General features: G+C 29.2%; 4 protein-coding genes. 3 read left to right on the plus strand and 1 reads right to left on the minus strand.

Annotated features, from left to right (window positions below; all coding sequences use genetic code 11):
- Nucleotides 1-547 precede the first annotated feature (547 nt).
- The 3 genes from B5E58_RS12710 to B5E58_RS13560 all read left to right on the plus strand — a co-directional run bounded on the left by B5E58_RS12710 (nucleotide 548) and on the right by B5E58_RS13560 (nucleotide 8,884).
- Entirely contained in the window at nucleotides 548-6,079 is a 5,532-nt protein-coding gene (locus tag B5E58_RS12710) for an S-layer homology domain-containing protein (protein ID WP_088110023.1), read from the plus strand.
- Nucleotides 6,080-6,129: 50 nt separating this feature from the next.
- Nucleotides 6,130-8,397 (plus strand): FN3 associated domain-containing protein, encoded by a 2,268-nt coding sequence (locus B5E58_RS12715; protein WP_088110024.1) that lies wholly within the window; start codon nucleotides 6,130-6,132, stop codon nucleotides 8,395-8,397.
- A 346-nt stretch (nucleotides 8,398-8,743) separates the two neighbouring features.
- On the plus strand, nucleotides 8,744-8,884 hold the full coding sequence (locus B5E58_RS13560; RefSeq protein WP_158097768.1) for a hypothetical protein: 141 nt from the start codon (nucleotides 8,744-8,746) through the stop codon (nucleotides 8,882-8,884).
- 41 nt (nucleotides 8,885-8,925) lie between these two features.
- On the opposite strand, the gene B5E58_RS12720 is transcribed toward B5E58_RS13560, so the two are convergent.
- Nucleotides 8,926-9,225: a helix-turn-helix domain-containing protein gene (locus B5E58_RS12720; protein ID WP_088110025.1), complete on the minus strand. Its 300-nt coding sequence runs from the start codon at nucleotides 9,223-9,225 to the stop codon at nucleotides 8,926-8,928.
- Between the last annotated feature and the right edge of the window lie 472 nt (nucleotides 9,226-9,697).

Raw genomic sequence — 9,697 nt, forward strand, 5'->3', positions numbered from 1 at the left:
AATACCACTTTAAATATTTAAAAAGCAGTGAATTTTTTAAAAAAAGTCCACTGCTTTTTTTATTATATTTTTTGCCATTCTTAATGCAGATTTTTGCCATTCTTAATGCACCCTTACAATAGTGGATATAACTCTTTCTTAATCTAATGTACAAATTGATAGAGTAATATTAGATAATACATTATATGAATGTTGCTCATATAATGGTGTTAAAATTTATAATTCTGTATTTACAGAAAAAAAGAATATGAGATAACTTTAACATGTAAATAAACTTTATATAATTACCTTTCTGTAACATTAAGTGTAACAAAAGAATAATATTTTAATTAATAATAAAAATATTATTTTATATATGTCTAATTTTAAACATATAAATATAATAACATTATTTTGATAATATTATTCTTTGTAACCTTAATGAGAAATTTTTAATAATTATATTTATTGACTGTATATTTTTGTAATAATATAATAAATGTAATTAAAGTTAGTTTCATCTAACTAATTAATTATTATATTTTTATAATAAAAAGGGGGTATATTTTTGAAAAATAAAAATATTCTAGCTATGGTACTTGCTACATCTATGTTAGTACCATCTAATGCTTATGCACTTTCAAAATCAGACTTTTCAGATTTTCCAAATGACTGGTCAACACCAGCACTAACAAATGCTGTTGAAAATGGTCTTTTAGTTGGAGCTAACGGAAAAATAAATGCTTCTAGTTTTATTACTCGTGCTGAGGTATCTGCAATAATAAATCGTGCTTTTGGTGCTAAAAAAACATCATCACTTTCAAGTTATAGAGATGTTTCTTCAAATGCGTGGTATTACAATGATATGTCAAAAGCTGTATATATGGAAACTTTTGTTGGTTCAGACGGGCTTTTAAACCCTGAAAAAAACATAACACGTGAAGAAGCGTTCTCTGTTATTGCAAGAGCGTTTCTTATAGATGATGGAGATTATTCTGAACTTTCAAAATTTAATGATGGTAATAATGTCTCTGATTGGGCTAAAAAAAGTATTTCCGGACTTATAAAAAAAGGATATATAAATGGTTCTAATGGAAATATAAATCCAAAATCAAATATAACAAGAGCTGAATTTGCACAAATTATGTATATGGTGGCAGGTTCATATATTTCTTCTCCTGGAGAATATTCTGATAATATAAAAGGTAATATTATTGTATCTTCTGACAATGTCATATTAAAAAATTCAACAATAGAAGGAGACCTTATTATTACAGATGGTGTTGATACAGGAAAAATTCAATTGGATAGTATATCCGTAAAAGGTAGAATAGTAATTCGTGGTGGAAACATTATTAATATAACAGGTAAAACATCAACTGGAGATATTATTGTTCAAAATAATATTTCAAATACAGATATAAATATTGATAAAAATTCTTCTGTTGGAAATATATTATATAAAACAGAAACAAAAGTTACAGGGGAAGGTAAAGTAGGTAATATAACAAATTTAATTAGTAATATAGAAGATGAAAAAACTCCTACTACAAACAAACCATCTGGAGGTTCTTCCAGCGGTGGTGGTGGTTCTTCATCATCATATACAACATATTCAGTTTCAAACTGGCAAGAACTCAAATCTGCTGCAAAAAATGCAAAAAGTGGTGACACTATAAAACTTAAAGATAACATAACAGATGCTGGTTCAGATACAACTGTTTTAGATGGTGTTTCAAGTGCTACTCTTACAATATCAAAGAAAAATATAACATTTGATGGAAATAATAAAACAATAACAGTTGCAGAAGGTAAAACATTCTGCTTTGATATTGATGGATTGGCAGGAACAACAACAGGAGTTGCTGTAAAAGATCTTACAATAGATGGAGGTTCATTCTCAACTAAACTTGGTGGAGCATTCTTTGTTGAAGATGGTGCAGAAGCGACATTTGAAAATGTTACATTTAAAAACTGTAAAGCTGACAGTAAAAGCTCTGTTAATGGAGGAGGAGCTATATTTATAAACGACCATGGTCAAATACCTCCAAAAGTTACAGTAAAAAATTGTACTTTTGAAAATAATACAGTACCTTCAAATGATGGAAGTTTTACAGGTCGAGGCGGTGCTATCTATGCTAACAACTTTAGAGCTACAACACCTATGGTTTTAACTGTTACAAACTCAACATTTAAAAACAATTGTGCTGCTTATGGAGGAGCTATTGCTGTTGATGGTATAGTTGACCTTGATGTTACAGGCTGTACTTTTGAAGGTAATAATGGTAGTATCGGAGCTGATGATATATACATATATGAAGGTATTTCTTCTGGAAAGAAAAATCTTTCAATCACTTCAAAAGTGAACGCTACTCTTTCAGATAATACATATACAAATAAATCTGATAGTGAAAGTAATATGAATGAAATGAATGTTATATTTAGTCGTTATTATCCATCTGACTTTACAGGTGATATGACAACAAAAGCACCGGAAGGAGCAAAAGATTTAACATTCAAAGATATTGAACGTACAGAAGTTATAACAGCTGATACAGAAATACCTATGAATTCAATATCTATAGAAGGTAAAACATATTATTACGGTGTTCCTGTATATGTAGGAGGAAGTCTTAATACAAACTTTACTGTAAACGGTGAAAAAGTTACAAGTGAAAAAATAGGTGATACAAATATTTATTGCTATTGTAGTGATAAACTTACAGGTGACCTCTATGGTACAGCAGAAGTTCCTTATGCTGACTTCTATTATGGAGAATTAAATTCTGTTTCAGAGCCTTCAAGTAATATAGTTACAAAATCAGATACTGCACAATCTATGCGTGGTGAAGGTTTATATGATGCTGTAACTTCTGCTACTACTTCAAAATGGGGTATGTATTCAAATACATTCTATGAAGCAAATTCAGAGGCAGATAGTACAGGGGGAAAAATTTTAGGTGTAAAAACTCCTATAAAATTATCAGCAGACCTTTATGCTAAAACTATTATATTAAAAACTGTAGGTGTTTCTTGTGATAATCAGCTTATATCAATAGTAGACAGCATTGAAAATTTATCATCAACACCTTTAAACCAATTTAAAACATTATATGCTGACGGAACACTTTCAGCAATTGACAGCTCAAATTCACAAGTAACTACTTCTTCAAATGTTTCTGCAACTATTACAGACCAAACAAACTATGGTAATTATCAGATAAATGTAAGTGATTTACCTTCTGAAGTTAACGGAAGAGAAAATATAATGGGTGTGATTATAGAAACATCTGATGGAGCTAAATATGGTTTAAAACACTTAGAAAACATATGGTTTAGAGCCGGAGAATTAGCTATTGCTTCTGAGGAAGGTATTTCTACTCATGGAAATAATATTTCATATGAAAGATATAAAGATATTCCAGGTAAAACTATTACAAAAGTTACATATATTCTTAATGGATATAAAAACTTAACTATTGATAACCTTAATCTTTATTGCGGAAAACTTTTAGGAGAAGAATATAGTGTTACTGCTGAGAATGTACAATATTCATCAAATAAAGAAATGCCAGTAAAACTTACATTAAATCTTCCAGAAGGATATGAACCTAAAATTTCTCTTAGAAAAGGTAGAACAGATTTAACATACGATACAGACTATACTTATAATCCTGAAAATTCTACTATAACAATTAAAAATACAGAAAATATATCACCAGCGGTATATACAGTTATTGTTTCAGACAATGCTGAAAATGGATATGTTTCAACAAAAACAACATTCACATTAAACAGTAGTCTTTCAGAAAAAGATATTAAATTTGAAAATAATAAACTTGTTATAACAGGTGATAGTGGTGTAACTGTTGATGAATATCGTAATGCCATTACAGAAATTTATGTAAATGACTCATCAATAAGAGGTGCAAAAGGTACATCTGTTATTAATGAAGACGGTTCAATAAACTTTGATGCCGAAGCTTCAAGTCATGGTAGTACAACTCCTATATTCCCAGATGGTGCTGATGGTTCATATACTTTAAAACTCGTAGCTACTGGATATCCAACTGTTACAGGAACTGTTGGTAATGGAAGTGTAACTCCAGAACCTACTGAGAAACTTGCAGATGGCGAGTGGTATGGTACAGGAACATGGAGTTTATATTATGAAAATAAAGGTCCTGATATTGTACGTGTAATAGTAGAAAATGGTGTAATTAAAAATGCTTATAGTGTTAAATATACAGAAGATAGTGGATTTGAAAGAGGTCAAAATATATTAAATAATCTTACAGGTCTTAAAAATGTTGATACTATAAAAGAACAGCTTGATAACAAAGAAAAAGGAACTGCATATGACGCTGTTTCTGGTGCAACAATGACAGCAAAAGGATATTTAAGTGCTGTTGAAAATGCTCTTGAACGTTCTATGAAATTTGCAAATGATAAAAAAGAACAAACAGTTATGTGGATGGATTTTTCAGAATTTCCGAAAGCAAATATGTACTTTGATGAAAATCTTGACTTAACTGATGTAAAACTCAATGTTTATATATCACCAAATGGAGAGAAAAAAGAGATAGGTTTTGACCAACTTGCAGATTATGGTATAACAACAAGCATTCAAAACGGAACTTTGATTACTGAAGATACTCCTGAACTTTCTGAAAGTAATGCTTTACAAATTGATTTTATACAGGAAGATTCCTTGATTTCAATTCCTTCAAAAGTTGTTGTATCTAAAAAAACTAATTATACTGTACCTAGCCATATAGTAATTACTTTTGAAAATGGTGAAACACAGAGACTTGATATTATTGAAGATGAGTTCAATTATGAACCAAAAATTATCGGTAGTATAAAATCAATGGCAATATATGATGGTGATAGAAAACTCACAGACGGTATATATAATGAAGAGTATAACGATTGGGAATTTAGTCTTAAAGGTATTGAACCATCAGAAAGTGGTCAGAAATGGAAATTTGAAACATACTATATTGCTGTTGATAGTTCTGAAGATACTTCAAATGTTAAATCATTTGAACTTGATACAAATTATTTAACAACTACATATGGTGTTGGATATAATCTTGATTTAAATGATTTAAATATAAATATTGTTACAGAAAAAGGAAGTAAACAAAAACTTGAGGGTTGGCAGGCTTGCCTTGATAGAGGATTTACTGCTATTCCGGAAGATGGATATACATTTACTGAAGATGATGCTAGTGCTAGTACAAAAGAAATTAAAATTTCATATGGTGATTTAAGTAAAACATTTAAAGTAGATGTAATAGATTATGAGAAACAAATACCGGCTAAAGTTAAAATATATGATGGCGATTCTCTTGTAAAAACTATTGATGTAAATATTGAAGATTGGAAGGATTCTAATGGAATGCTTACAATTTATGACATAGATATGCCTGAAAAATACATAGATTGGTCAGAAGATACATTTACATTAGAAGTATTTAATTCATCAGATGATATAATTTCAAGTGAAGATTATACAATATCAAAATATATGAGCGGAAAAGGTATGGAACTTCATTTTAGTAATTATACAGAGTATGATTCATATGGTGGATATTTAACTTTTATGTTCAATTATACAGGAACTACTCCTCCAGAACCAACAAATGTAACATCAGAAGGAAGTGCAACAGTACAAGATTTTGGTTATGATGCAAAAGTTAGTGTAACTTATAACAAAGATACAGGAGAAATTGTTTCAGTTGCTGATAATGGTACAGATCCTGGAAATGTTATGAACCAATCTTTTTGGCAAAGTGCATTAGCTATGTTTGAAAAATTTGTAGGTAAAACAGCAGCAGATATAGATAGTATTGATGCAGTTAGTGGTGCTACTTTATCCAGTAATGCAATTAAAGAAGCTGTGAAGAATGCTCTTCCATCTGTATCAGATACAGTAGATTCACCAACTGTAGAAGCAGAAGATTTACGTACACAGATGTTATTTGCAGCAACAGAACCAGCAGTATTGAAAATTTCAGCACCGGAAGAGACAGAAGTATATTATACAACTGACGGAAGTAATCCTACAGAAGATGTAGGCGAAAAAAAAAACTAATAGGTCAAACAATATCAATTTCGCCAACTGAAAATGAAGATAGTTATGTAGTGTTAAAGATTGCAGCACAAAAAAATGGTGTATGGTCTGATGTTACTGAAGTTACTATTGAGTTTGTACAAATTCCAGAAAACGATACAGGAACAAAAGTATATGTAGGAAAAGCAGTTTGTGCCGGTGCAGAAGGACAGCCTTATGATGTAAAGGTAAAAGTAACAACTGTAAATGGAGAAATTGCTTTGTTAGAAGATAATGGAACAGAGCCTATAGGTGATATAGACAATGCCTTTTGGTGGGGTAATTCTGTTATGGAAACAGAGGGTATGCCTTCCAAATTGCAGGGTAAAAACTTAAAAGAACTTTTGAATGCACGTACAACACCATCAGATAATGAAGAAGTAAAAGTAGACGCAATCAGTGGTGCTACACTTTCAAGTGACTCTGTAAAATATGCAACTATTGCAGCTTTACGTAGTCAGCCTATAGAAGAAGGTCAGGGTGAAATTACACCACCTGTTATTCAGTCAGAAAAAATTGTTGCACCAAATAGCAGTGCAGGTTCTATTTCTGTAATTATGACAGGAGAATCCGGTGCAGAAATTCGTTATACATTAGATGGTAGTGAGCCAACAGAAGAAAGTAGTCTCATATCTGAAATTCCTCCTTTTTATGATGAAAAAGGTGTTGTTTTAGAAGCGGATACAGATACTTATCCAAATGGTAGAATTGTAGTAGTAAAAGCAGCTGCCTTTCTAGATGGAAAACGTTCTGATACAGTAATTGCTCGATATGTTTTTGCAAATCCAAATCAGAAACATTCTTATGAGAGTGGAACATTCCAAGGAAGTTATAGTGATATTCAAGCAGAAGTGGAAATAGAAAGCCCAAACTTTGACCAAAAATACTATATTACAAATATTTCTTTAGATTATGATAGTCAGCAAAAATACAAATCATTTTTACCTGAATTATTGAGTAATGTATATTTAAACCAAGATACAGAAGGTGTAGCAACCATTAATGGATTTGAAACAGAAAGCCAAGCTGTTTTGGCTGCTATACAAAATGCAATTCAAAAAGCATTTGTGGCAGCACAGCCTGTTATTTCTATAGAACCTAATAAAACACAGTATGTAAATGATGAAGAAGTAACTGTAACATTAAGTTGTCCTACAAATGATACACAGATATATTATGTAGTAGATAAGAGTGATGGTATTACAAGTGGAGAACTTTCTGATTTCGAAGAAAATAAAATTCTTTATAATGGTTCATTTACTGTAAAAATCGAAAATACTGATGGAGGCACAGTATATATTAGAGCTGCAGCTCAAACAACAGATGGTAAACTTTCTACTATTGCTAGAAAAGATTTGGATTTCATAAAAGCTGTAAATGAGAATGCTTTTACTGTAAATGGTAAAAATTATGGTATATTGGCAGATGCTGTATCTGCATTGGAACAGAACGGTAGTGGAGAAATTGTGTTAAATGATAATATAGAATTATTGGACTCTGATAAATTACCGTCTGTTCCTTGTAAAATTCGTTCAAATGAACAACAAAAGTATAGTATAAAGGGTAGTATTCTTGAAGCAAATGCAGATATTACATTCGATAATGTAATATATGAAATTAATCACATTTATGCAAATGGACACTCTGTTACTATTGGTGAAGATGTAGAAACATCTTTTAGTTATTGGAGTTATCCTTCTATTTATGCCGGAGCATCTTATGATGCAGAAGAAACAACAATTATTGGAAATCCTGTGATTACTGTAAACAGTGGAAAATTTCAATTATATGGAAGTGGTAGTGGAACAACAACAGTAAATGGAGATGTAGAAATTCATATTAAAGGAACAGCAGTTGCAGAAGTAGGTGGTGCATATATGAATGCACTCGTAAATGGAAAAGTTTCTGTTTTTGTAGATGATACAGCTACTTTAGAATATTTTTTAGGTGAACAAAGAGGGGGAAGTTTAACAGACATTGTACTTACTATTATAGGTAGTCCTTCATTAGAAGGTAGCACTTATAGAGGTTCTGTTAATGGTACACCTAAAGGTACAGTAGATTTAAGTAGAGCAACACTTACAGAAGAAGAAATTCAAAAATTTGAAGATTTTGAAAACATTATAAAATCAGAAACACCTGAAAATTCAGAAGAAACATCATTAATAGAAGATATTAAAATTGATGTTTCAAATGAATATGAATTACTAGATAAAACAAAAGAATCTAATATAGAAGAGTCTGAATTAGAAGAATCAGAATTTATTTCAGAGTTGTCAAGTAACTTAAAACTACAATAAGAGTATAGTGTAAAGTTTATTTAGAATATAATTATTTAGAATATATTTAAGTCTATTTAAGATTTAAAAATAAGGGAGTGAATATATATCACTCCCTTTTATGCGTTATTATGGATATTTTATTCAAATTATTTAATATAAAAGTTAATGAAATAAAATAATTTTTGATAAAATATATTATAGAATAAAATTACAAATTAATTGTACAATATTTTTTATATTTTGTTTCTAAAATATAATATTTGTAATAATATTAAAAGTTATATAATTTACAAGACGAGGTTAAAGAGGTTTACTTTGTTTAATATGATTATATGATGAAATATTGAAAAAATATAATGAAGGTATGGATATAAAAAATTGTAAAATTAGAAATGAATTTATAGAAAAAGCAATTGAATTTTATTCAGGATATACATCAACAGAAGTTCATAGTGAATTTTTATTTGATAAAAAGCTATGTACTAAAAATATACATAGCTTATAAAAAATTTATATATTATTTACTTTTTCTTATTTAATTATTAATTATACTATCTGAAGTATATATTTTTGGGCTTTGGGTGATAGAGTAGATAATTCATCTGAAAGAGATGAAGATTTATAAGTATTTGAATGTGTTAACACATCACAGAAAATAGCATTTGCTGATACTTCAAGTGTATTTAATATAGTGATTAGTTTTTCGCAACAAGGAAAAGAAGCACCTCTTTCAACAGTAGAAATATAGTTTGTGGTGAGTCCTGTTTTTTCTGCAAACTGTTCTTGGGTTAACCCTATTTTTTCACGATATTCTTTAATTTGTTTACCAATACGAGCATCAATCATAATATATAACTCCTTTCTATATGGTTAATAATAATTGTATGGATTAAAGATATAGATATACAGAAAGGTTAATATATATACTATATATAAAAGTTATAGTTTATTATTGAATTTAATATAAATTTTCAAATATATAAGACTATCTTATAAAAAAGATGGTCTTTTTTATTGGCTAGAAATTAGAACAATGATAATATTTTTTGAAGTAATTTATAGATATAATCACTATTTGACAATTAAATAATGAATTAAAAATTAATATCGATTATATTTTAGATATACAAAAGTGAAAATTACATAATAAATAAAATTGAAAAGCATCCGAAAGGGTGCTTTTTTTGTGCCTAAAATATTTATAAGCACCTAAAAATAAATGAAAATTGTAATTTATGCATAAAAATAAAACTTAATATTGTAAAATAAAAATATTATATATCGTGAAGTTTATAATTTGTGAAGAAAAATGACATAA

Source organism: Tyzzerella sp. An114 (assembly GCF_002161055.1).
Taxonomy (GTDB): domain Bacteria; phylum Bacillota; class Clostridia; order Lachnospirales; family Anaerotignaceae; genus Fimicola; species Fimicola cottocaccae.

Bases quoted from the DNA above. Each gene is read 5' to 3' on its own strand.
- B5E58_RS13560 (WP_158097768.1), top strand. From the start codon at position 8,744: ATGGATATAAAAAATTGTAAAATTAGAAATGAATTTATAGAAAAAGCA.
- B5E58_RS12720 (WP_088110025.1), bottom strand. From the start codon at position 9,225: ATGATTGATGCTCGTATTGGTAAACAAATTAAAGAATATCGTGAAAAA.